Below are 23,695 nucleotides of genomic sequence, written 5' to 3' on the forward strand. Positions count from 1 at the left end.
GGGTGGGCGCGAGGTGCGGAGGCGGTGGGCGCGGTCGGGAAGTTATCCACAGGCTGGGTACACCGGCCAGCGCATTGTGGGTGGGGCCAGGCAATATGGGCGCATGACTGGGGCCATGAGTGAGAGCAGGACGCCGGACACACCGGACATGCCGGACTGGGAGAAGCGCTTCAGGGCGCCGCGGGTCTCGCTGCCCGACTGGGCGGAGGACGCGCCGGACCGCTCCCTGTTCGTGTCGAACGCGACGGGCACGTACGAGCTGTACGCCTGGGACCGGGCGACGGGCGAGCAGCGGCAGGCGACGGACCGGCCGAACGGCACGACGGACGGCGTGCTCTCCCCGGACGGCACGTGGATCTGGTGGTTCGACGACAAGGACGGCGACGAGTTCGGCATCTGGCGCCGCCAGCCCTTCGCGGGCGGGGCGGACGAGACCGCCGTGCCCGGCCTGGAGCCCTCCTACCCGGCCGGCCTGGGCCTCGCCCGTGACGGGCGCACGGCGGTGGTCGGCCGCTCGACGGACGAGGACGGCACGACCATCCACCTCGCGCGCGAGGGCGAGGACCCGGTCGAGATCTACCGGCACCGCGAGTCGGCGGGCGTCGGCGACCTCTCCTACGACGGCTCCCTGATCGCGATCGAGCACACCGAGCACGGCGACGCCATGCACGCGGCCCTCCGTGTGCTGCGCCCGGACGGCACGACGGTCGCCGAGCTGGACGACACCAAGGGCGGCAGCGAGGAGCTGGGCCTGGAGATCCTCGGCTTCGCACCCGTGGACGGCGACACCCGCCTCCTCATCGGCCACCAGCGCCGGGGCCGCTGGGAACCGCTGGTGTGGAACGTGGCGACGGGCGAGGAGAGCGACCTCGCCCTCGACCTGCCCGGCGACGTCGCCGCCGAGTGGTACCCGGACGGCAGCGCCCTGCTCATCGCCCACAGCTTCGAGGCCCGCAGCGAGCTGTTCCGCTACGACCCGGCGGCGCGCGAGCTGACCCGCATCCCCACCCCGCCCGGCACCGTCTCCGGGGCGACCGCCCGCCCCGACGGCAGCGTGGAGTACCTGTGGTCGTCGGCCGCCGAGCCGCCCGCGGTCCGCTCCACCACCGGCGAGGTCGTCCTGGACCCGCCCGGCATGACGTGCCCGCCGTCCGTGCCGGTCGAGGACGCGTGGGTGGAGGGCCCCGGCGGCCGCATCCACGCCCTGATCCAGAAGCCCGCAGGCACAACCGGCCCCCTCCCCACGATCGTCGACCTGCACGGCGGCCCGACCTGGCACGACAGCGACTCCTTCGCCGCCGGCCCGGCCGCCTGGGTGGACCGGGGCTACGCGGTGATCCGCATCAACTACCGCGGCTCCACGGGATACGGCCGCGCCTGGACGGACGCCCTGAAGCACCGGGTCGGCCTGATCGAGCTGGAGGACGTGGCCGCCGTTCGCGAGTGGGCGATCGGCTCCGGCCTCGCCGACCCCGAGCGCATGGTCCTCACCGGCGGCTCCTGGGGCGGCTACCTCACCCTCCTCGGCGTCGGCACCCAGCCGGAGGCGTGGGCGGTGGGCATCGCGGTCGTGCCGGTCGCGGACTACGTCACCGCGTACCACGACGAGATGGAGTCCCTGAAGGCCATGGACCGCACCCTGCTGGGCGGCACCCCCGAGGAGGTCCCGGAGCGCTTCGAGGCGTCCTCCCCGCTGACCTACGTCGACCAGGTCAAGGCCCCGGTCTACATCTCCGCGGGCGTCAACGACCCCCGCTGCCCGATCCGCCAGATCGACAACTACGTCAAGCGCCTGGAGGCCCGCGGCGCGGTCCACGAGGTGTACCGCTACGACGCCGGGCACGGCTCACTGGTGGTGGACGAGCGGATCAAGCAGCTGAGACTGGAGATGGAGTTCGCGGGGAGGCACTTGGGTGGGATGTGAGCCGACCTTTTGACCGGCCGAGCCGCGCTTTCCCACCCGCCCCGAGCCGGGGCGGGTCGGGGCGCTTTCCAGCCGACCGAGACGGGTGGGCGGGTAGGAAGCGGGGGTCCAGGGGGCGGAGCCCCCTGGGTGGGTCAGCCCAGCTCGGCCAGCCCCCGGCGAGTAGCGGCAACGACGACCCGGTCCCCCTTGCGGAGCACGTAGTCGCCGGGAACGTCGGCGCGGCCCTCCAGCGCCAGCACCCGGAACGCCCCCGCCCGGAACGCCTCGGCCATGCTGTGCCCCTCCAGCTCCGGATGCCCGGCCACCTCGACCGCGGCGAGCAGCAGCACCCGCCGCTCCACCGGAATCGCCCCCAGCACCTGCCGCCCCAGCATCGCCCCGGCGAACGCGGGGGCGGCCAGATGCGACACGCTCCGGCTGCGCGTGGACGCCTGCGGATGCGCGGCCCGCAGGGTCCGGTACACCGCGGTCGCGAAGTCGTCGTCGTACAGCCGCAGCACCACCCGCAGATCCGGCCGCACCGACCGCGCGTACAGCACGGCCTCCAGATTCGTCGTGTCCGCGCTGGTCACCGAGAGCAGTGCGTGCGCCCGGTGGATCTTCGCGGCCTCCAGCACCCCCTCCTGGGTGACATCGCCCAGCACCACCGGCACCCGCAGCCGCCGCGCGGTCGCGAGCCCCCGCGCCTCCGGGTCGGACTCCACGCACACCACGGGAATGTGCAGCTCCCGCAGCCGGGTCAGCACCCGTGTACCGATCTTCCCGAGGCCCAGCAGCACCACATGCCCGCCGAGCCCGCGGGGCGGCTTGCGCAGCGCGGACGCCGTCCGGAAGGTGCCCAGCGCCTCGAGCACCGCCGCCAGCAGCACCGGCAGCAACAGCAACCCGACCAGCCCGGAGAGGAGTTGGAGGATCTGCCGCCCGAGGGACGCCCCGAGCGCCGGATCGTCGATCGCGAACAGGTCCAGCAGCGTCAGGTAGAAGGCCCCCAGCGGATGGATCCCGGTGACCACCCACAGCGCGACGGCGAGCGCGACCACACACCCCACGAGCCCCGCCAGCGACCACCGCAGCCGCCGCGAGAAGAGGGAGGCGAGCGGCGGTACGACCCCCATCCCGCGCCCCGCCGCGGCCGCCTCGGGACCGCCGAAGGAGGACACCTGCTCCAGCACCACGGCGGCCCGCCCGGCGGCCTGCCGCACCTCCTCGTCGTCCGGCAGCAGCACGGGTTCCTGCTCCCTGCCGCCGTCGGACCCGTCCGCCCCGGCCGGATCCCTGCCGGGCGCCGAGAGCAGGGCCAGGGTGCACAGCCCCGGAGCGGCGATCTGCCCGTCCCCGGACGGCGCCCGCTCCACGGCCCGCAGCAGCAGACTCTCGGTCTGTACGACCTTGGTCGTGCCGGCGACGGCGGCCGCGGCCAGCGCGGGCGCGGCGGTGTCGGCGTCGGACAGCACGGTCGTGGACGCCTCCGCACCATCGGCCGCCGTCGCGCCGGACGCCAACGCGGCCGCCTGGTCGAGGAGTTCCTCGATGTGCTGGCCCAGCCGACGGTTGTACAGCCGCAGGACGAGCCGCAGGCGCGGGTTGAGCCGACGGGCGGTCAGCGCGGCCCGGATGTTGGTCTCGTCGTCGTCATGGACGAGCGCCAGCGCGGCGGCCCGTTCCACACCGGCCTCGGCGAGCACCGCCTCCGTCAGCTCGAAGGCCTCCAACACCCGCTCGCCGTCGGCCCGGTGGGCACTGCCGCCGTTACCGCCGTTGCCACCGCTCCCCGTCGTCCCGTTGCCGCCGTTGCCACCGCCCAGTCCGACGGCGGCGCTGACCACCCGGTCGAGCAACGCGGCCGAGGCGGCCCGGGCCCGCCCCACCACCGGGGGCCGTGCCGTGCGCTCGCTCGGCGGCACCACGAGGGTGACCTGCTCGCCGTGGACTCCGCGCAACTCGGCCGCCAGCCGGTGCGCGAGCCCGTCGTCACCGCAGACCACCATGTGCGCCGCCGGGGCGCCGGACCCACCTTGATACGGAACGCTCGCCACGAGGGAAAAGACTGCTCCAAGGAGACAGGTGGTTCCAGCAACCAAGTGAACACCCGTGCCCGCCCTCGCGTATTGATGGGGAGGGAGAGGCAGCGCACAGCCGGAGGTACTCGCCCGTGGCCATCACCGAAGACGCCCCGCCCGGCGCCGCCGAACGCGACCCGGCGCGCCCGTCCGACGACGGACCGGGCGAACGGCCGGGACAAGCAGGCCGGGAGGGCCACGCAGGTCAGGACGGACAGGAGAGCCGGCGCCTCAGCTCCCCGCTGATCCTCACCATGACCCTGCTGCTGGCGGTGCTCGCCCAGTCCCCGATCCGCGGGGTCCTCGGCACCCCGCTGATGCAGAGCTGGATGACGGTGTTCGTGGCCGTGACGGTCCAGGCGCTGCCCTTCCTCGTCCTCGGGGTTCTCCTCTCGGCGGCGATCGCGGTCTTCGTGCCCCCGTCCTTCTTCGCCCGCGCCCTGCCGAGCCGGCCCGCCCTGGCCGTACCGGTCGCCGGGATGGCGGGCGCGGTGCTGCCGGGCTGCGAGTGCGCCTCGGTGCCGGTGGCGGGCGCGCTGGTCCGCCGGGGCGTGACCCCCGCGGCGGCCCTGGCCTTCCTCCTCTCGGCCCCCGCGATCAACCCGATCGTCCTGACCGCCACGGCCGTAGCCTTCCCGCGCAACCCGGAGATGGTCCTGGCCCGGTTCCTCGCCAGCCTCCTGGTGGCCTGCGCGATGGGCTGGCTGTGGCAGCGGCTGGGCCGCACGGACTGGCTGCGCCCGCCGGCCCACGGCGCGCACGAGGGCGCGACCAGGGGCGAGACGTTCTGGAACTCCGTCCGGCACGACACCGTGCACGCGGGCGGCTTCCTGGTCCTGGGCGCGATGGCCGCGGCCACGCTGAAGGCGGCGACCCCGGCGACCTGGCTGCGCACGGCGGCCGACAACCCCCTGGTCTCCGTCCTCGCCCTCGCCGTACTGGCCGTACTGCTGTCGATCTGCTCGGAGGCGGACGCGTTCGTCGCGGCCTCCCTCACCCAGTTCTCCCTGACGGCCAAGCTGGTGTTCCTGGTGGTGGGCCCGATGATCGACCTCAAGCTCTTCGCGATGCAGGCGGGCACCTTCGGCCGCGCCTTCGCACTGCGCTTCGCCCCCGCCACGTTCGCACTGGCGGTCGCGGGCGCCGTGGTGACCGGGACGGTGCTCCTGTGAACCGCCAGGCCCAGGCCGCAGTGATGTTCCTGCTGGGCGCCGCCCTTCTGCACGCGGGCGCCACCGACCTCTACCTGCGCTACGTCAAGGCGGGCCTGCAACCGATGCTGCTCGCCTCCGGCGTGGTCCTGATCGCGGCGGCCCTGGCGACGGCGTGGTACGAGCGCAAGCGGAACAAGGCGGCGAAGGCCACCGCCCACGCCGGCCATGCGCACCCGGAGCCCCGTATCTCCTGGCTCCTCGTGCTCCCCCTGCTCTCCCTCATCCTCGTCGCACCGCCGGCCCTGGGCTCCTACAGCGCCCTGCGCACCGGCACCGCACTGCAACAGCCGTACGGCTACGGCAAGTTGCCCGCCGGTGATCCGGTCCCGCTCAGCGTGGTCGACTACGCGTCCCGCGCCGCCTACGGCCACGGCCGCTCCCTGCACGGCCGCCCGGTCCGCGTCACCGGCTTCCTGGCCCTGGACCACAGCGGTGCGCCCTACCTCGTCCGCATGGCCCTCAACTGCTGCGCGGCGGACGCCCAGCCGGTGAAGATCGCCCTCACCGGAAAGCTGCCCCCGGTCCTGCAACCGGACGCCTGGCTGGAGGTCACGGGCACCTACACCGCCAAGCTGACCCACGACCCCGTCAACAACGGCCCGATCCCGTACCTGTCGGTCACCTCGGCGAAGCCGGTGCCGACGCCGCAGGATCCGTACGACGAGACCTGGAACAACTGACGGACCGGGCGGTCAGCCCAGGCACACCACGAGCAGGCAGAGCTGGGACGGGGAGGTCGCGGCCGGGGAGGGGCTCGTTTGGGACGTGCCCGAGTCCGTGCCGCTGCTGGTCGAGGGCGCGGGAGCGGGGGTGGACGGCTGCTGGGCAACCGTGCCGGTGCCGGTGCTGCTGCCGTCGGAGGCCGGGGCGGTGGTCTGCCGGTGTGCGGCCGGCGTCTGCGCCGGGACCGGAGCGGCGGCGGCGTCCGGGTGGGTGTTCACCACGGTGGTCCGGGGTGCGGTGGCGGCGGTCTGCCGGTGCGGGGCGGCGGCCGCGGGCTGCTGGGTGTGGGCCGGGGTCGTGGTGCGCGGGGACCGGTGGTGGCCGGGGGGTGCCGACACCGGAGGCGTGCCGGCGTCGGTCTCCCCGTCGGTGGCGCCCATGGGCCGGTTGTCCGGGGCCGAGGCCGCCTGGGCCCGGTCGGGGGACTGGCGGTCCATCGAGGCCAGGGTGAGCCCGCCGCCGACGAGCGCGACGGCCGACGCGACCGCGGCCCGGCGCTTGTTCTTCTTCCACCGGGCCAGCTGGCGGCGCCGGGCGGCCCGTCCCTGCGAGGCGGCGGGCGCGTCCTCCACGTCGTCGGACGCGGCCTCGTCCCTCGCGGACGGCGTGGGCTGGACAGCGAGATCGTCGTCGTACCAGGCGGCGGAGGGGGTGGCGGACGGGGCGGCCGCTCGCGCCGCGGGGACGGCCGGCGGCGTGTGCGGGGCTATGTCCGGGGCGTACGCGCCGCAGCCGGGACACACCAGGGCGCCGTTCAGATGCCGACGGCACGAGGAGCAGTAGTCCATGTGAGGTCTTTCCGATTCGACGCGTTCGCACGTGGGATCGAGCGGCAACGCTAACGAGGCTTTCGGAAGACCGTGTGCGGCCCTTGTGGCACTCCTGCACACATTTACCTGGTCTCTTGTGAGGAGGCTCTCACGCCGGGGAGGAATCGCATCCCGTGACATCGGCGCGGAGCGTCGCGGCATCCGGCTTCCCGGGCGCGGAGTGCCGCTGCGGCTTGCTAGGCGGAGCCGGGTGAAGGCGAACGCGTTTGTCTGTGTTCGCCGATTGGGGTGACCCGTTTCGCGGGCCCGCACTGACGTGGTGGTTGTGCATGCTGCCGTACCGGCTGCGGATGTGAGGCGGGGCGGACGGTGGTGGTCCGTTCGCCCCGGTGCTGGGCTCGTTCAGCTCTGGCCGGCTTTGGAGCCGTGGTTGGCCTTCTTCTTGCGGGCGCGCTTCGACACGTACGTCAACACCTGCTTCTGGAAGGGTTCTTCAAGCGGTGCGGCCGACCAGCAGGTCCGCCAGTTTGCCGAGGCGCCTGACGGTGCGGTCCTCGGTCGCGGCCGGGGCGGGGTCGACGCGCTCGTCGCGGTCGTAGTAGGCGCCGTTGACGATCTCGACGGCCGGGTCGCACAGCCGGACCACGTGCGTGGCGCCCTCGGTGGGGGAGACGCCCTCGTGGGCGTAGAGGGGGAGCAGGGCGGTGTCGCAGACGCCCGGGTGGACGGACACGGCGGTGACGCGCGGGTCGGCCGCGAAGACCGTGAGGGCGAGCTGGGACTGGGCGTACGCGGCGAGGCGGGAGTAGCGGCGGGCGCGGTTGGGGTCGGCCCACTGGATGGAGGCCGTGCGGTGCAGGGAGGAGGAGACGTTCACGACCCGGCCGCCCGGGCCTTCCCCAAGCTCTCGACTTCGCTCGAGCAGGGGATACCCCAACGTCAGGGTCGGCTCCAGCAGGCACGTGAGCAGGTAGTGGGCGAGGAAGTTGACCTGGAAGGCGATCTCGTTGCCGTCGGCGGTGACGGTGTGCCGCTCGGGTGCCGCCATGCCCGCGTTGTTGACCAGGACGTCCAGGTGCGGGTGGGCGGAGACGATTGTGCCGGCGAGGGTCTCCACCTCTTCGAGGTGGGTGAAGTCGGCGCCGTACGCGTGCAGTTGGGTTGCGTGGACTCCTGCCGTGGCGATGAGACGGTTGGCCGCAGCCCGCGCCTCCTCGGCGGTGCGGCCGTGCAGCAGCACGGTGGCGCCGCGCTCGGCGAGGCGGCGGGCGGTTGCGTAGCCGATGCCGGAGGTGGCGCCGGTGACCAGGACGGTGTGAGAGGAAAGGGCGGAGTCGGACATGTCCCATCCGGGGTTGCGGGCACGCCGGCACGGCCCGGTGAGGGGTGGTGGGCGTGCGGTGGAGAAGGAGGAGCGAGGGGCGCCGGAGCCGATCACGGCGCCCCTCGGGTCACGGAAAGCGGCGTCGGCGGACGCGCGTCGGCGGGACGCGGGCGCTTCCGTTCAGCGCGGCTGACGACGCGACGGCCGAGCGGGACTCGGCGGCCGGTCGACGAGAAGCCAGGCGCTGTTCACAGGCTTCATGGAAGCCGTCCTGCATCCGCCGGGCAAGACGGAACGCCCTTCTCTGACGGGGCTCTGACGTGCGCATACGCGTCCTTGACGGGGCGCCTGACGGGCTTCAGCCAAGGCCGGGCACCCCCGACACGAGCAGGTCGATCAGCTTGATGCCCACGAAGGGCAGCACGAGTCCGCCGAGCCCCTACACGAGCAGGTTGCGGCGCAGCAGGCAGGCTCATGACGTTCAGGTACTCCAGGCCGGGGTACGAGCCCGCGAACATCGCCGGGATGGTCGCGAAGTACTTCGCGACGTCGTTCGTGATGGAGAACGTCGTCAACACGTCTCGGGTGATGAGGAGTTGCTTGCCGATCCCGGAGCCGCCGTCAAAGTGCCGTCAAACCGGGCTGAGTAGCCATCAGGAACGCGTCAACGTCAGCCATCCATGGCCGGATCCGGTCGCAGACTGATCGGCAACGGGGGACGGGCGACCGTCCGTGGCGTGATGTTGGAGGGACCGTGACTCTCACGGCCGAAACAGCGCAAGGTCCTCGGACCGAGGGGGGCACTCCGTCAGGACGGGACCCGTCAGGGGGCAGCCCCGGACCGCGGAGACGAGGGGGTTCACGGACGGGCGATCCGGGTCGGGGGCCGCGCCCCCAGCAGCAGGTCGTGGCCGCGCGGGCCGCTCTGCGCCGCCGTTTTTGGGCCACCGTGCCCGCACGGCTGCGTCTTCTGCGCGCGGCCACGCTCCTGCTCGCCGCCGCCGTGGCCGTACTGCTGACCGTCGCCGGGCTGGCCGCGAACGGCACCTGGGACAGCGTGGCCGGACGCGACGCGCCGCGCACCACCAGCGCCGCCGACCTCAACCTCGCCCTCAACGACATGGACGCCCAGGCCGCCAACATGCTGCTGTCCAGCGGCGACGCGGGCAAGGGCCGCCTGCGGACGCCGTACGAGAAGGCGGTCGGCTTCTACGGCGACGCCCGGCGCGAGATCGGGCACGACCTGCGGACACTCGCCGTCGCGGCACAGGGGGACCGGTCCGACGAGAAGACCGTGGAGAACCTGACCGACGACTTCGCCGAGTACCAGGAGCTGATCGGCCGCGCCCTGGAGAACGACGGGCACGCCGGCGGCAAGGCGTCCGCCCTGGTGGACTACCGCCGGGCGACGGACCTGCTGCAGAGCAGGCTGCTCCCCGAGTCCCGCACGCTGGTCTCCTCCAACGACCGTGCCTTCGACGGCGAGTACGGCGCCGCCCGCTCCGCCCTCGCCGGCCGGCTCGCCGCCGTCGTCGTGCTCGGCGTCCTCCTCCTCGCCGTGCTCGGCCTCCTGCAGTGGTACCTGGCCCGCCGCTTCCACCGGATCCTGAACCCCGGCGTCCTCGCCGCCACCGTGTGCGCCCTGCTCGCGGTCGTCCTCGGCGCGCAGCTGCTCGCCTCGTCGTCCGCGAACCTGCGCGCCGCCCGCCGCGACGCCTTCGACTCCGTCGTCGCGCTCTCCCGGGCCCGGGCCGTCGCCTACGACGCCAACGCCGACGAGAGCCGCTACCTGCTCGACCCACAGCGCCGGGACCAGTACGAGCGGGCGTTCCTCGCCAAGTCCCAGAAGCTGTACGGCATCCGGGGCGCCACCCTCGCCACCTACGACGGCGAGCTGGCCAACACCTGGCAGGCCTACGAGACCGACCACCACGACCTGCGCTTCACCGGCGAGTTCCGGCGCGAGCTGGACAACATCACCTTTCCCGGGGAACGCGCCGCGGCGGAGCGGACCGTGCGGGCGTACGTCGTCTACGAGCACGACGACCGCAAGATCCGCTCTCTGGTGGCGACCGGGCAGGAGCGGGCGGCCACCGAGTTCTGCATGGGCTGGGAGCCCGGCACGTCCAACGCCCACTTCGGCGCCTGGATGGCTGCGCTGGACAGGCTGACGGACATCAACCGGGCCCACTTCGACTCGTCGGTGCGCGACGGCCGTTCGACGGTGGACACGCTCCTGCCGTGGGCGGCCGGTCTGCTGCTCGCGTCGATGGCGCTCACGGCGCTCGGACTGCGGCCGAGGCTGGCGGAGTTCCGCTGACCCGCCACGACCCTCACGCGTCGGACAGCCGCGCCTCCTCCAGGTCCAGTGAGCGCTGGAGCCGGCGGCGCGTGGTGTCGCTGATGCGGTGGCCGTCGTAGAGGCGCTGGAGTTCCTCCGTCTCCACGGTGATCAGGTCGCGGCGGAGCTGGCGGTAGACCAGGTCGGCGGATTCGGTGGCCGTCGCGGTGCCCTTGCTCTCGGCGAGGCGGTCGCGGGCATCCTCCAGGCGGGCGTTGAGGCCGCGGCGCAGGCGGTCGAGGACCACGTCGGGTACGGCCTCCAGCTCGGCCAGTTCCTCCAGCCGGGCGAGTCCGGCGTGGGCGAGGCGGGAGCGTGCCTCGACCTCCTCGCGTTCGGTGTGGGCGGGCTCCAGGGCGATGCCGGAGCGCCGGACGACCGGGGCCAGGGTGAAGCCCTGGACGACGAGGGTGACCACCACGACCGAGGTGGTCAGGACGAGGACCAGGGGGCGGTCCGTGAGTGGGGAGCCGCTCTTCGTCATCTCGGGGATGGACAGGGCCGCCGCCAGCGGCATCACGCCCCGGGTGCCCGCCCAGGTCAGGACCACCGGCACCCGCCAGTTCAGGCGGCCGATGCCGCCCTTGCGCTGGACCACCGCCGACAGCGGCGCGAGCCACACCAGGCGTACGGCGATCAGCGTGGCGGCGACGGCGAGGGCGTACAGCGGCCAGGCCCGGTCGCCGTCGGCCAGCGCCCGCACCTGCGCGGGCAGCGCCAGCCCTATCAGCGAGAAGACCACGCTCTCCAGCAGGAACACGACCGTGCCGTACACGGCGTGCAGCTGGAGCCTGATGCGCGCGTTGGTGAGCCGGTCGCCGCGGCCGCCCAGGACCACCCCGGCCACCACGCACGACGTCACCCCGGAGGTGTGCGCGGCCTCCGCCAGGAGATACGCGGCGTACGGGGTGACCAGGGCTATCACGGTCTCCAGGACCGGTTCCTCGGTGCGCCGCCGGATCAGGGTCACCACCCCGGCCACCGCGGCGCCGATCACCGTGCCGCCGCCGGCCAGCAGCAGGAACTTGCCGCCCGCCTCGCCCCAGTTCGCCGCCGCCGACGCGACCGCGATGCCCGCGGCCACCCGGACCAGCACCAGGGAGGTCGCGTCGTTGAACAGGCTCTCCGCCTGGACGAGGACCTGCACCCTCGGCGGCAGGGCGAGCCTGCGGCCGAGCGCGGTCACCGCCACCGGGTCGGTACTGGCCAGCACCGCGCCCAGCACCAGCGCCATCTGCCAGGACAGCGGCGTCAGCGTGGCGGCCACCGCGCCCACGGCCGCGGCGGAGGCGAGGACCAGGCCGATGGCGAGGATCCCGACCGGCTTCCACACCGCCCGCAGCTCCCGCCACGGCATCTCCTCGGCGCTCGCGTACAGCAGCGGCGGCAGCACGACGAGCCCGATGATCTCGGGGCTGATCTCGATCTGCGGAGTGCCCGGCAGCAGAGCCACTGCGAGGCCGGCGACGACGAGCAGGGAGGGCGCGGGGATGCGCCAACGGCGCGCGAAGGTCGCTACGACGGTGGCCAGTACCACCAGTGCGAGAACCGTCCCGACGCTGCGCATGCCGTCCCCCTGGGCCTTCACAGGAGCCACCCTGGCTCCCGGCCGACCAGACTTCCCGGCACACCGCCTTCACCCTATCCGGCCACGGCATGTCAAGACAGTGTCAAGGTCCCCGGGACCGGTGCCAAGGAACCGCTAACACGGGCACCCGCCGGAGCCCTGAAGCGCTTCCTTAGGAGCAGTGATCCGCCCTCCCGAGGGAGTTGAGCCAGTGAGCGGAGTGCGTCGGCGGCGATGAGTGACGTACGGCCCGGACGACTGAAGGTCTACCTCGGGGCGGCCCCGGGGGTCGGCAAGACCTACCGGATGCTCGACGAGGGGCGGCGCCGTGCCGCCCGCGGGGCGGACGTGGTGGTGGGGTTCGCCGAGTGCCACGGGCGGCCGAGCACGGAAGCCATGCTGGACGGCCTGGAGGTCGTCCCGCGGGCCCGGTGCGGCTACCGGGGCGGTGAGTTCGAGGAGATGGACCTGGTCGCGGTGCTCGCCCGGCGCCCGCAGGTCGCGATCGTGGACGAGTTCGCCCACAGCAACGTCCCGGGCGGCGGCCGCAACCCCAAGCGGTGGCAGGACATCCAGGAACTCCTCGCGGCCGGCATCGACGTGATCACCGCGCTGAACATCCAGCACCTGGAGTCACTGAACGACGTGGTCGAGAAGATCACGCACGTGCCCCAGCGCGAGACGGTCCCCGACGACGTCGTCCGCCGGGCCCAGCAGGTGGAACTGGTCGACATGCCCCCGGAGGGGCTGCGCCGCCGCATGGCGCACGGCAACATCTACGCGCCCGAGAAGATCGACGCGGCCCTCGCCAACTACTTCCGGCCCGGCAACCTGACCGCGCTGCGCCAGCTGGCGCTGCTGTGGGTGGCCGACCGGGTCGACGCGGCGCTGCAGGAGTACCGCACCGAGCACGGCATAGGCCGGGTGTGGGAGACCCGCGAGCGGGTGGTCGTCGCGCTCACCGGCGGGCCCGAGGGGGACACGCTGATCCGGCGGGCCGCGCGGATCGCCGCCCTCCCCCAAGCTCTCAACTTCGTTCGAGCAGGGGGGACCCCCATCGCCGGAGGCAACCTGCTCGCCGTGCACGTGGCCCGCAGCGACGGCCTGGCCGCCGGCGTCTCGCACGCCTCGCTGGCCCGGCAGCGCCGGCTCGTGGAGGACCTGGGCGGCAGCTACCACTCGGTGGTCGGCGACGACATCGCGACGACGCTGGTGGAGTTCGCCCGCGCCGAGAACGCCACCCAGCTGGTCCTCGGCACCAGCCGCCGGGGACGGCTGGAACGGTTCGTCACCGGACCCGGCACCGGCGAGACCGTCACCGAGCTGTCCGGCGACATCGACGTCCACCGCGTCACCCACGAGCGCGCCGGACGCGGCACCCTGCTGCCCTCCCGGCGGCGCACCCTGTCCACCGCGCGGCTGATCGCCGGACCGGTGGCCGGGCTCGTGCTCCCGGTGCTGCTGACGATCGGCCTCGCCCAGGTGCGCGGGACGCTGAACCTGACGAGCGAGGCGCTGCTGTTCCTGCTCGCCGTGGTGGGCGTGGCCTGCATAGGCGGGGTCACCTCGGCGGTGATCGCGTCGATCACGGCGTCCCTGCTGCTCAACTACTGGTTCATCCCGCCCATAGGACAGTTCACGCTGAACGACCCGAACGCGCTGCTCGCCCTCGCGGTGTTCATGGTCGTCGCGGCCACGATGGCCGGAGTCGTCGACCGCTCCCTCAGGCTGTCCCGCCGCTCGGCGCGGGCCACCGCCGAGGCCGAGACCATGTCGTCCCTGGCCGGCACCATCGTGCGCGGCGGCGCGACCATCCCGGCGCTGCTGGAGCGCACCCGGGAGACCTTCGGCATGGAGTCGGCGGAGCTGGTGGACGAGCCGCCCGACGCCGGGGATGTGACGGCCGTACCGGCCGGTCCCGGGGAGCATCTGGTGCTGCGCGGGCGGACCCTGTCCTCCTCCGAGCGGCGGGTGCTGGCCGCGTTCGCCGCGCACGTCGGCTCCGCGGTCGAGCGGGCCCGGCTGGCCGAGGCGGCGGCCGAGGTCGAGCCCGTCAAGGCCGCCGACCGGATGCGTACGGCGCTGCTGCGGGCCGTCGGCCACGACCTGCGCACCCCGCTCGCCGCGGGCTGGGCCGCCGTCACCTCCCTGCGCAGCAGCGAGGTCGAGTTCTCCGCCGCCGACCGCGAGGAACTCCTCGCCACCGCCGACGAGTCCATGGCCAAGCTCAACCGCCTGGTGGAGAACCTCCTCGACCTCAGCCGCCTGGACGCGGGCGCCCTCACCCTGAACCTGCGCGCGACCTCCCTGGAGGAGGTACTGCCCACGGCACTGGCGGACGTCCCCGGCGTCGAGGTGGCGGACACCGAGGCGATCCCGGCGGTGCTGGCCGACCCGCCGCTGCTGGAGCGCGTGATCGCCAACCTCGCCGGCAACGCCGCCCGGCACACCCCGCCCGGCCGGAAGGTGCTGGTCACCGCCAGCGCGCTGGCGGGCCGGGTGGAGCTGCGGGTCGTCGACCGGGGGCCCGGGCTTCCCCAGGCCGGACGGGAGCGCCTCTTCGAGCCGTTCCAGCGGCTCGGCGACACCGACAACACCACCGGCCTCGGCCTCGGGCTGGCCCTCGCCCGCGGCCTGACCGAGGCCATGAGCGGCACCCTCACCCCCGAGGACACCCCGGGCGGCGGCCTGACCATGGTCGTTTCGCTGCCCTTCGCACAACAGCACGCACACCCTCAGAGTGCGCAGAGCGCAGGAGGTGCCTGATGAGCACCGAGACCAGCACATTCCGACTGCACCGCACCGGCCGGGCACGCCCGGGGCCGGCCGCGTGGCCACTGCGGGACCGGCTCGCCCTCGCGGCGGGCGTGGTGGCCCCGCTCGTGGTGGCGGCCGCTCTGGTGCCGCTGCGCGCGGACCTGTCGCGGACGAACGCCGCGCTGGTCCTCGTGGTCGTGGTCGTCGCGGTGGCCGCGCTGGGCAGCCGTGCGGCGGGTGTCGTGGCGGCGGTGTCGGCGGCGGCTTGGTTCGCCCGCGGCGCAGCCGCAATCGGACACAGCTTCTTGACCCGGCCGTACGAGACGTTCGACATCACCGCGTCCGGGGACGTGGAGACGGCGGTCCTGCTGCTCGTCGTCGGTCTGATCGTCTCCCAGCTCGCCGCCCGTGCCCGCCGCCTGGAGGTCGTCGCCGTGACCGACGCGGCCCATCTGGACCGGATCCACCGCACGGCCGCCCTCACCCAGTCCGCCAACTCCGCGGACGTCGTGGTCGGCCACGTGCGCCAGGAGCTGACCGAGCTGCTGGGCCTGTGCGCCTGCCGCTTCGAGTACGGCACCCTCATCGGGCGCCCGCCGCGGCTGGAGAAGGACGGCACCGTGACGGTGGGCCGGCGCAGCTGGGACGTGGACGGCGCCGGCTGGCCCGAGGGCGAGACCGAGCTGCGGGCGTACGGCAACGGGCACTACCTCGGCCGGTTCATGCTCACCCCCGGCCCGGGGCCCGTACCGCCGCTCCAGGCGCGGCTGGTCGCGGTGACCCTGGCCGACCAGACCGGGGCCGCGCTGGACACCTCGGGGCCGGTCACCTGAGTCAGCCGGGTGACTCAGTCGAGCCCGGAGGCCTTGAACACAGCCTGGGCCGTCTCGGAGTCGATGCGCCGAGCCAGGCTCCGCAGGGCGGTCGCCCCGCACAGCAGCAGGCCTTCGTCGGCCGCCCTGCGCGTGCCCTCGTCCAGGCGGCGCCACAACTCCGGGTTGTTCACGAGGACTTCGGGATCGATCTCCACCCGGCCGCCGAGCGCGTCCTTCAGCACGAGGCGCTGGGCGACGCCGTCCAGGAAGCGGACGGACACCAGCAGGTCCGTGCGGACCCGGCGTTCGCGCAGCAGCCGCCGCGAGGCCAGCCAGTCCTGGCCGGCCGAGACCCGGGCGGGGTACAGCACGAGGAACAGCAGCAGGGCGAGGGCGCACCACAGCGCGAAACGCCAGGGCGCCAACCGGCCCGAGCCCAAGTCGACGAGCACGAGCAGGGCGAGCAGGACCCCGGCGCAACGGACGGAATCCCGCACGTCCTTGGGCCGGCGGCGGTCGTGTGCTGCCTGTTCCATGGTGGTGACGGTAGGGAGCCGAGCGGCCGGACAGAACCGTTTTGATGCGATCTTGACAGATATCGGGTAATTCCCGATGTCACCCGCCAAGATCCCGTCAAAGTCGGACGGTTGGGCGCGAAGAAGCCGCAAGGAGCAGTCGGACCCGGCCGCGAACGGACACAACCTGGGTGCACCCGCGCACCGTTCGGACCTGGTGCGCGGCTGAACGGAGAAGGAGCACGCACCCATGTCCGTCCTGACCCTCCAGCCGGGCGCCGCCCCCGCCGACGAAGAACCGCCTGATACCGGGGAACGACACCGCCTCACCGCCGTCACCGGCCTCGCCGCGCTGTCGCTGGACGCCATGGCGTCGGTGGCGTACGGCCCGGAGGCGATCGTGCTGGTGCTGGCCGCCGCGGGCGCGCACGGCCTCGGCTTCACCCTGCCGGTCACCCTGGCCATCGCCGGACTCCTCGTGGTGCTGGTGGCGTCGTACCGGCAGGTCATCGTGGCCTTCCCGGACGGCGGCGGCTCCTACGCGGTGGCCAGGACGCACCTGGGCGCGCGGACCAGCCTGGTGGCGGCGGCCTCGCTGATCCTGGACTACGTCCTCAACGTCGCCGTCGCGGTCACCGCGGGCGTGGCCGCCCTGACCTCCGCCTTCCCGGGCCTCTACGACGACCGGCTGTGGCTGTGCCTGGCGGTGCTGGTGCTGATCACGGGCGTCAACCTGCGGGGCATCGTGGAGTCGGCGAAGGCGTTCATCGTGCCGACCGTCGTGTTCGTCGGCTCGATCTTCGTCCTCATCGTGGTCGGCCTCTTCCGCTCCCACCCCGTGAGCACGGTCACCGCGGCCGGGCACGCCTCGGTCGTCTCGGACAACGCCACCACCGTGGGCACCCTGCTCCTGCTCAAGGCGTTCGCCTCCGGGTGCAGTGCCCTGACCGGTGTCGAGGCCATCGCCAACGCCGTTCCCTCCTTCCGCGTCCCGCGGGCCCGGCGGGCCCAGCGCGCGGAGGTCGCGCTCGGCGCGGTGCTCGGCCTGATGCTGATCGGCCTGTCGGTGCTGATCTCCCGCTTCCACCTCCAGCCGGTCGAGGGCGTCACCGTCCTCGCCCAGCTCGCGGATGCCTCGCTCGGCCACAACTGGGCCTTCTACGTCATCCAGTTCGCCACGATGATCCTGCTGGCGCTGTCCGCGAACACCTCCTTCGGCGGTCTGCCGGTCCTGCTGAAGCTGCTCGCCCGCGACAATTACCTGCCGCACGTCTTCGCCCTGAAGGCCGACCGCCAGGTCCACCGGCACGGTGTGCTCGCCCTCGCCCTGGTCTCCGCGGCCCTGCTGGTCTTCTCGGGCGGCGACACCAACACCCTGGTGCCGCTGTTCGCCATCGGGGTGTTCGTCGGCTTCACCATCGCCCAGGTGGGCATGGTCCGGCACTGGCGCCTGGAGCGCGGCAAGGGCTGGCGGGGCAAGGTGCTGCTGAACGGCTTCGGCGCACTGCTCACCGGCGTCGCGACCGTCGTCGTCACCGCGAGCAAGTTCACCGAGGGCGCCTGGCTGATCGTGGTCGCGCTGCCCCTGCTCGTCGCCGCCTTCGTCGCCGTGCACCGCGCCTACGGCCGGATCGGCGAGCGACTCGGACTCGGCCGCATACCCGAGGTCCCGCACCGCGACCGCTCGCTGGTGATCGTCCCCGTGTCGACCCTGTCCCAGCTCACCTCCGAGGCCCTGACGGCCGCCGCCTCCCTGGGCGACGAGGTCCGCGCGGTCACCGTCTGCTACCCGGACCCGGAGGACCGCACCCAGCTGCACACCCTGGAGCGTGCCTGGGCCGAGTGGGACCCGGGAGTGCCGCTGGTGCGGCTGTCCTGCGAGCGGCGCAGCCTGGGTCGCCCCATCGCCGCGTACGTCCGCGAAGTGGCCGCCGCCGAGCCGGCCACTCGGGTCACCGTCCTGATCCCGGAGACGGAGCCCGAGCGGCTGTGGCAGTGGCTGCTGCAGAACCAGCGGGGCGCCGTCGTCGCGCACGCCGTGCGGCGGGAGACGGACGCGGTGATCTGCCGACTGCGCTTCCGGCTGATGTGACCCAGGTCACCGACAGTCACGGCCGCTTACCGACCGGTACGGATCAGGGTCCGTAAGAGACCCGTCAAAGCCGTGAGGGAGGCCGTAAGAGGGTCGTCAACGGGTGGCCATATTCGGCCACGGAGGCGCTTTCCTCGAACCGTCCGTTTCACCGAACCTCACTCCAGGAGTTCGCGATGGCCGATCTGGCCTTCGTCGTCACCGTGATCGCGGGTTTCGCGCTGGTGGCTCTTGTCGCCAAGGGGGTGACCAAGCTGTGACCGTCGAGAACATCGTCGGCCTGGTCGTCGCCGTCGCCCTGCTGGGCTATCTCGTCCTCGCCCTGATCTTCCCGGAGAGGTTCTGAGAGCTGACATGGGTCCCGTACTGGCCGGCGTGCTCCAGCTCCTCGCACTCATAGGCGCGCTGGCGCTCGTCTACGTCCCCGTTGGCAACTACATGGCCCGGGTCTACTCCTCGACCAAGCACCTGCGTGTCGAGAAGTGGATCTACAAGGCCATCGGCGCCAACCCCGACGCCGAGATGACCTGGCCCGCGTATCTGCGCGGTGTCCTCGCCTTCTCGGCCGTAAGCGTCCTGTTCCTCTACCTGCTGCAGCGGCTGCAGGGTGTTCTGCCCGGCTCGATGGGCTTCGACTCGGTGAACCCGGCGCAGTCGTTCAACACGGCCGTCTCGTTCGTGACGAACACGAACTGGCAGTCGTACTACGGCGAGCAGACCATGGGTCACGTCGTGCAGACCGCCGGTCTGGCCGTGCAGAACTTCCTGTCCGCGGCCGTCGGCATCGCCGTCGCCGTGGCTCTGGTGCGCGGCTTCGCCCGCTCGCGCACCGGTGAGCTGGGCAACTTCTGGTCCGACCTGGTGCGCGGCACCCTGCGGATCCTGGTGCCGGGTGCGGCCATCGCCGCCGTCGTGCTGGTCGCGTGCGGTGCGATCCAGAACTTCTCCGGGATCCATGAGGTCGGCCAGTTCATGGGCGGCTCGCAGCAGTGGAACGGCGGCGCGGTCGCCTCCCAGGAGGCCATCAAGGAGCTGGGCACCAACGGCGGCGGCTACTTCAACGCCAACAGCGCCCACCCCTTCGAGAACCCGACGCCCTTCACCAACCTCTTCGAGATCTTCCTGATCCTGGTGATCCCGTTCTCGCTGACCCGCACCTTCGGCGTGATGGTCGGCTCGGTGAAGCAGGGCTACGCGATCCTCGCGACCATGGGTGTCATCTGGGTCGGTTTCGTCGCCCTGATGATGGCGACGGAGTTCGCGCATCACGGCCCGGCGCTGCAGGCCGCGGGCGGGGCGATGGAGGGCAAGGAGGTCCGCTTCGGCGTCGGCTCCTCGTCGATCTTCGCGACCTCGACCACGCTGACGTCGACCGGTGCGGTGGACTCCTTCCACTCCTCCTTCACCGGGCTCGGCGGCGGTATCGCCATGCTGGGCATGATGCTGGGCGAGATCGCGCCCGGTGGTACCGGCTCCGGCCTCTACGGCATGCTGATCATGGCGGTCATCGCGGTGTTCATCGCCGGTCTGATGGTCGGCCGTACGCCCGAGTACCTCGGCAAGAAGATCGGCGCCCGCGAGATGAAGCTGGCGGCCGCGTACATCCTGATCACCCCGGCGCTGGTGCTGGTCTTCTCCGCGGCGTCCATGGCGCTGCCGACCCCGCCGAACTCGATGCTCAACTCGGGCGCGCACGGCTTCTCCGAGGTGCTGTACGCCTTCACGTCGGCGTCGAACAACAACGGCTCGGCCTTCGCGGGCCTGAACGCGAACACCGACTGGTTCAACACCATGACCGGACTCGCGATGCTGCTGGGCCGCTTCCTGCCCATGATCTTCGTTCTGGCGCTGGCCGGCTCGCTCGCCGAGCAGAAGCCCGTCCCGGTGACCGCGGGCACCCTGCGCACCGAGAAGCCGCTGTTCACCGGCCTGCTGGTGGGCGCGATCCTGATCATCACCGGTCTCACGTACTTCCCGGCCCTCGCCCTGGGTCCGCTCGCGGAAGGACTGGCGTGATGACCACCCGTATAGAGAAGACAGAGAACCCAGAGGACTCCATGTCCACAGCCACACCCACCAGGGCGCCGCACAGCGACGTCCCCACCGGGCACAAGCCCGCCGAGGGCCGTGTCGGAGCGGGCCTGTTCGAACCCAAGGCACTGATCAAGTCGCTGCCGGACGCGTTCCGCAAGCTCGACCCGCGGGTGATGGTCAAGTCCCCCGTGATGTTCGTGGTGTGGATCGGCTCCGTGCTGACCACGGTGTTCTCCTTCAAGGACCCGAGCGACTGGTTCGGCTGGACCATCAGCGCCTGGCTGTGGCTGACCGTGCTCTTCGCCAACCTCGCGGAGGCCGTCGCCGAGGGCCGCGGCAAGGCGCAGGCCGACACCCTGCGCAAGGCCAAGACCGACACGGTCGCGCGCCGGCTGCTGGGGGACGGTTCCGAGGAGCAGGTGCCGGGCACGGCGCTGACCATCGGCGACCTGGTGGTCTGCGAGGCGGGCGACATCATCCCCGGTGACGGTGACGTCATCGAGGGCGTCGCGTCCGTGGACGAGTCCGCGATCACCGGTGAGTCCGCTCCGGTCATCCGTGAGTCCGGCGGCGACCGTTCGGCGGTCACCGGCGGTACGAAGGTCCTCTCCGACCGGATCGTCATCAAGATCACGACGAAGCCGGGCGAGACCTTCATCGACCGGATGATCAACCTGGTCGAGGGCGCCGCGCGCCAGAAGACGCCCAACGAGATCGCGCTGAACATCCTGCTCGCCTCGCTGACGATCGTCTTCCTGCTCGCGGTGGCCACGCTGCCGCCGTTCGCGAACTACGCGGGCACGCACCTGACCATGGTCGTGCTGGTCGCCCTGTTGGTCTGTCTGATTCCGACCACCATCGGTGCCCTGCTCTCCGCGATCGGCATCGCGGGCATGGACCGCCTGGTGCAGCGCAACGTGCTGGCGATGTCGGGCCGTGCGGTCGAGGCCGCCGGTGACGTCTCCACGCTGCTGCTCGACAAGACCGGCACCATCACGCTGGGCAACCGCCAGGCCGCCGAGTTCGTGCCGGTGCGCGGGACGACGGAGGCCGAGGTCGCGGACGCGGCCCAGCTGTCGTCGCTGGCCGACGAGACGCCGGAGGGCCGTTCCATCGTCGTCCTGGCGAAGGAGAAGTACGGGCTGCGCGAACGCCACCAGGGCGAGCTGGCGCACGCCGAGTGGATCGCCTTCACCGCCCAGACCCGTATGTCCGGCGTGGACGTCGACGGCCGCAAGGTCCGCAAGGGCGCCACCGCCTCGGTCATCGCCTGGGTGGAGGAGCAGGGCGGTGAAGTGGCCGAGGACGCTCAGGCGTTGACCGACCGGATCTCCGAGGCCGGCGGCACCCCGCTGCTGGTCGCCGTCGAGGACGAGCAGGGCGCCCGCGTCCTGGGCGTCATCCACCTCAAGGACGTCGTCAAGGAGGGCATGCGGGAGCGGTTCGAGGAGCTGCGCCGCATGGGCATCAAGACGGTCATGATCACGGGTGACAACCCGCTGACCGCCAAGGCGATCGCCGAGGAGGCGGGCGTCGACGACTTCCTCGCGGAGGCCACTCCCGAGGACAAGATGGCTCTCATCAAGCGGGAGCAGGCCGGCGGCAAGCTGGTCGCGATGACCGGTGACGGAACGAACGACGCGCCCGCGCTCGCGCAGGCCGACGTCGGCGTGGCGATGAACACCGGTACGTCGGCCGCCAAGGAGGCCGGCAACATGGTCGACCTCGACTCCAACCCGACCAAGCTCATCGAGATCGTCGAGATCGGCAAGCAGCTGCTGATCACCCGCGGTGCGCTGACCACGTTCTCCATCGCCAACGACGTCGCGAAGTACTTCGCGATCATCCCGGCGCTGTTCGCGGCGGTCTACCCGGGCCTGGACAAGCTGAACATCATGCAGCTGTCCTCGCCCGACTCCGCGATCCTGTCGGCCGTCATCTTCAACGCGCTGATCATCATCGCGCTGGTGCCGCTGTCCCTGAAGGGCGTGCGGTACCGGCCGATGAGCGCGGACAGGATGCTGCGGCGCAACCTCGGGATCTACGGCATCGGCGGCCTGATCGCCCCCTTCATCGGCATCAAGATCATCGACGTGATCATCTCCTTCATCCCCGGGCTGTAATTTCTTGAAAGCGTGCTGATCGCCATGAACAACTCCGTAACCAACACCGTCCGGTTGCTCGGGGCGGGCCTGCGGGCGCTGCTCGTACTGACCCTGGTGACCGGCGTCATCTACCCGCTGGTCGTCACCGGCATCGCCCAGGGGCTGTTCCACGACAAGGCGAACGGCTCCGAGATCAAGGCGGACGGCAAGGTCGTCGGCTCGTCCCTGATCGGGCAACAGGGTTACAGCCTCAAGTACTTCCAGCCCCGCCCTGCGGGCGGACTGGGTACGAACTCGGTCAACACCCAGTACAAGCTGATCCTTTCGGGCGCGACCAACCTGGCTGCCGACAGCAAGGACCTGGTCAAGCAGGTCGAGGACGCCAAGGCCAAGGTGGTCAAGGACAACTCCGTGCCGGGCTACACCGTCAGCCCCGCGCAGGTCCCCGCCGACGCCGTCACCTCCTCCGGCTCCGGCCTGGACCCGGCCATCTCCCCGGAGTACGCCGAACTCCAGGTGCACCGGGTCGCCGCGAAGAACAACCTGCCGGTCGCGCAGGTCGAGAAGCTGGTCAAGGACCACACTCAGGGCCGCACTCTCGGCTTCATGGGCGAGCCCCGGGTGAACGTCCTCGAACTCAACATCGCGCTCAAGGATCTCGCGGCCAAGCAGTGACGGCCTTACGCGACCCGCACGGGAGCCGGCGGACCGGGAGACATCCCGGCACCGCCGGCTCCCGCAGCCATGACAGGAGAGGCGTACGCCCATGACCCGGGTGCTCGTGGTGGAGGACGACCCGCAGCTCGTACGGGCCCTCGTGATCAATCTGCAGGCCCGCAAGTACGGCGTCGACGCGGCCCCCGACGGCGCCACCGCGCTGCGGCTGGCGGCTGCCCGCCAGCCGGACGTGGTGCTGCTGGACCTCGGCCTGCCCGACATGGACGGCGTCGACGTCATCAAGGCCGTGCGCGGCTGGACCCGGGTACCGATCCTGGTCCTGTCCGCCCGGCGGTCCTCCGACGAGAAGGTCTCGGCCCTCGACGCCGGCGCCGACGACTACATCACCAAGCCGTTCAGCATGGACGAACTCCTGGCCCGGCTGCGGGCCGCCGTCCGCCGCACCGAGGACCTGCCGACGGTCCCGGAGACCACGCTGGTCCAGACGGACGGGTTCACCATCGACCTGCTCGCGAAGAAGGTCGTACGGGACGGCCATGACGTACGCCTGACCCCGACCGAATGGCACCTGCTGGAGATCCTGGTGACCCACCCGGGCCGCCTGATCACCCAGAAGCAGCTGCTGCACGAGGTCTGGGGCGTCTCCCAGAGCAACAAGACCAACTATCTGCGGGTCTACATGGCCCAGTTGCGACGCAAACTCGAGTCCGATCCCTCGAGTCCCCGTTATCTCATCACCGAGCCCGGCATGGGCTACCGCTTCGAAGGGTGAC

The 23,695-nt window shown here is 72.0% G+C and carries 17 protein-coding genes and 1 pseudogene; 12 read left to right on the forward strand and 6 right to left on the reverse strand.

The window, feature by feature from the left end:
* Positions 1-115 precede the first annotated feature (115 nt).
* A complete protein-coding gene (locus ACFY3C_RS18215) occupies positions 116-1,924 on the forward strand; it encodes a prolyl oligopeptidase family serine peptidase (protein WP_390771432.1) in 1,809 nt (602 codons plus the stop codon).
* 134 nt (positions 1,925-2,058) lie between these two features.
* On the opposite strand, the gene ACFY3C_RS18220 is transcribed toward ACFY3C_RS18215, so the two are convergent.
* Positions 2,059-3,915 carry an NAD-binding protein gene (locus ACFY3C_RS18220; RefSeq protein WP_390771460.1) on the reverse strand — a complete coding sequence of 619 codons (1,857 nt, stop codon included), beginning with the start codon at positions 3,913-3,915 and terminating at the stop codon, positions 2,059-2,061.
* A 164-nt stretch (positions 3,916-4,079) separates the two neighbouring features.
* Here ACFY3C_RS18220 and ACFY3C_RS18225 point away from each other — a divergent pair, with 164 nt between their 5' ends.
* Both ACFY3C_RS18225 and ACFY3C_RS18230 read left to right on the forward strand, forming a co-directional pair.
* Positions 4,080-5,159, forward strand: a complete 1,080-nt coding sequence (locus tag ACFY3C_RS18225; protein WP_390771433.1) for a permease — start codon at positions 4,080-4,082, stop codon at positions 5,157-5,159.
* The gene (locus ACFY3C_RS18230) at positions 5,156-5,881 is read left to right on the forward strand and encodes a TIGR03943 family putative permease subunit (RefSeq protein ID WP_390771434.1); all 726 of its coding nucleotides are present in this window, start codon (positions 5,156-5,158) and stop codon (positions 5,879-5,881) included. The genes ACFY3C_RS18225 and ACFY3C_RS18230 overlap by 4 nt, the downstream gene beginning before the upstream one ends.
* A gap of 12 nt (positions 5,882-5,893) precedes the next feature.
* Here ACFY3C_RS18230 and ACFY3C_RS18235 read toward each other — a convergent pair whose 3' ends face one another.
* The 3 genes and pseudogenes from ACFY3C_RS18235 to ACFY3C_RS18245 form a co-directional block, all read right to left on the reverse strand.
* Positions 5,894-6,712 (reverse strand): hypothetical protein, encoded by an 819-nt coding sequence (locus ACFY3C_RS18235; RefSeq protein WP_390771435.1) that lies wholly within the window; start codon positions 6,710-6,712, stop codon positions 5,894-5,896.
* 475 nt (positions 6,713-7,187) lie between these two features.
* The gene (locus ACFY3C_RS18240) at positions 7,188-8,036 is read right to left on the reverse strand and encodes an SDR family NAD(P)-dependent oxidoreductase (protein WP_390771436.1); all 849 of its coding nucleotides are present in this window, start codon (positions 8,034-8,036) and stop codon (positions 7,188-7,190) included.
* Positions 8,037-8,376: 340 nt separating this feature from the next.
* Positions 8,377-8,626 (reverse strand): annotated as a pseudogene (locus ACFY3C_RS18245) (potassium-transporting ATPase subunit B); the annotation flags it as partial.
* A gap of 299 nt (positions 8,627-8,925) precedes the next feature.
* On the opposite strand from ACFY3C_RS18245, the gene ACFY3C_RS18250 reads away from it, so the two are divergent.
* Positions 8,926-10,338, forward strand: a complete 1,413-nt coding sequence (locus ACFY3C_RS18250; RefSeq protein ID WP_390771437.1) for a hypothetical protein — start codon at positions 8,926-8,928, stop codon at positions 10,336-10,338.
* 13 nt (positions 10,339-10,351) lie between these two features.
* Here ACFY3C_RS18250 and ACFY3C_RS18255 read toward each other — a convergent pair whose 3' ends face one another.
* Complete coding sequence (locus ACFY3C_RS18255) at positions 10,352-11,926, reverse strand: Na+/H+ antiporter (RefSeq protein ID WP_390771461.1); 1,575 nt, start codon at positions 11,924-11,926, stop codon at positions 10,352-10,354.
* A gap of 234 nt (positions 11,927-12,160) precedes the next feature.
* On the opposite strand from ACFY3C_RS18255, the gene ACFY3C_RS18260 reads away from it, so the two are divergent.
* Together ACFY3C_RS18260 and ACFY3C_RS18265 are read left to right on the forward strand one after the other, a co-directional pair.
* A complete protein-coding gene (locus tag ACFY3C_RS18260) occupies positions 12,161-14,692 on the forward strand; it encodes an ATP-binding protein (RefSeq protein ID WP_390771438.1) in 2,532 nt (843 codons plus the stop codon).
* Positions 14,692-15,516: a DUF4118 domain-containing protein gene (locus tag ACFY3C_RS18265; RefSeq protein ID WP_390771439.1), complete on the forward strand. Its 825-nt coding sequence runs from the start codon at positions 14,692-14,694 to the stop codon at positions 15,514-15,516. Before ACFY3C_RS18260 ends, ACFY3C_RS18265 begins: the two co-directional genes overlap by 1 nt.
* Positions 15,517-15,530: 14 nt before the next feature.
* On the opposite strand, the gene ACFY3C_RS18270 is transcribed toward ACFY3C_RS18265, so the two are convergent.
* Entirely contained in the window at positions 15,531-16,034 is a 504-nt protein-coding gene (locus ACFY3C_RS18270; RefSeq protein ID WP_390771440.1) for a hypothetical protein, read from the reverse strand.
* 229 nt (positions 16,035-16,263) lie between these two features.
* Here ACFY3C_RS18270 and ACFY3C_RS18275 point away from each other — a divergent pair, with 229 nt between their 5' ends.
* The 6 genes from ACFY3C_RS18275 to ACFY3C_RS18300 all read left to right on the forward strand — a co-directional run bounded on the left by ACFY3C_RS18275 (position 16,264) and on the right by ACFY3C_RS18300 (position 23,694).
* Positions 16,264-18,105, forward strand: coding sequence for an APC family permease (locus ACFY3C_RS18275; protein ID WP_390771441.1), 1,842 nt, complete (start codon positions 16,264-16,266; stop codon positions 18,103-18,105).
* Positions 18,106-18,361: 256 nt separating this feature from the next.
* Positions 18,362-18,451, forward strand: coding sequence for a K(+)-transporting ATPase subunit F (gene kdpF / locus ACFY3C_RS18280; RefSeq protein ID WP_067057375.1), 90 nt, complete (start codon positions 18,362-18,364; stop codon positions 18,449-18,451).
* A gap of 8 nt (positions 18,452-18,459) precedes the next feature.
* The gene (gene kdpA, locus ACFY3C_RS18285; RefSeq protein WP_390771442.1) at positions 18,460-20,121 is read left to right on the forward strand and encodes a potassium-transporting ATPase subunit KdpA; all 1,662 of its coding nucleotides are present in this window, start codon (positions 18,460-18,462) and stop codon (positions 20,119-20,121) included.
* Positions 20,121-22,262 carry a potassium-transporting ATPase subunit KdpB gene (gene kdpB, locus ACFY3C_RS18290; protein WP_390771443.1) on the forward strand — a complete coding sequence of 714 codons (2,142 nt, stop codon included), beginning with the start codon at positions 20,121-20,123 and terminating at the stop codon, positions 22,260-22,262. Before kdpA ends, kdpB begins: the two co-directional genes overlap by 1 nt.
* A gap of 24 nt (positions 22,263-22,286) precedes the next feature.
* On the forward strand, positions 22,287-22,919 hold the full coding sequence (locus tag ACFY3C_RS18295; protein ID WP_390771444.1) for a potassium-transporting ATPase subunit C: 633 nt from the start codon (positions 22,287-22,289) through the stop codon (positions 22,917-22,919).
* A 91-nt stretch (positions 22,920-23,010) separates the two neighbouring features.
* Positions 23,011-23,694: a response regulator gene (locus ACFY3C_RS18300; protein WP_386573099.1), complete on the forward strand. Its 684-nt coding sequence runs from the start codon at positions 23,011-23,013 to the stop codon at positions 23,692-23,694.
* Position 23,695: the final 1 nt, after the last annotated feature.

Source organism: Streptomyces sp. NPDC001410 (assembly GCF_042895235.1).
Classification (GTDB): domain Bacteria; phylum Actinomycetota; class Actinomycetes; order Streptomycetales; family Streptomycetaceae; genus Streptomyces.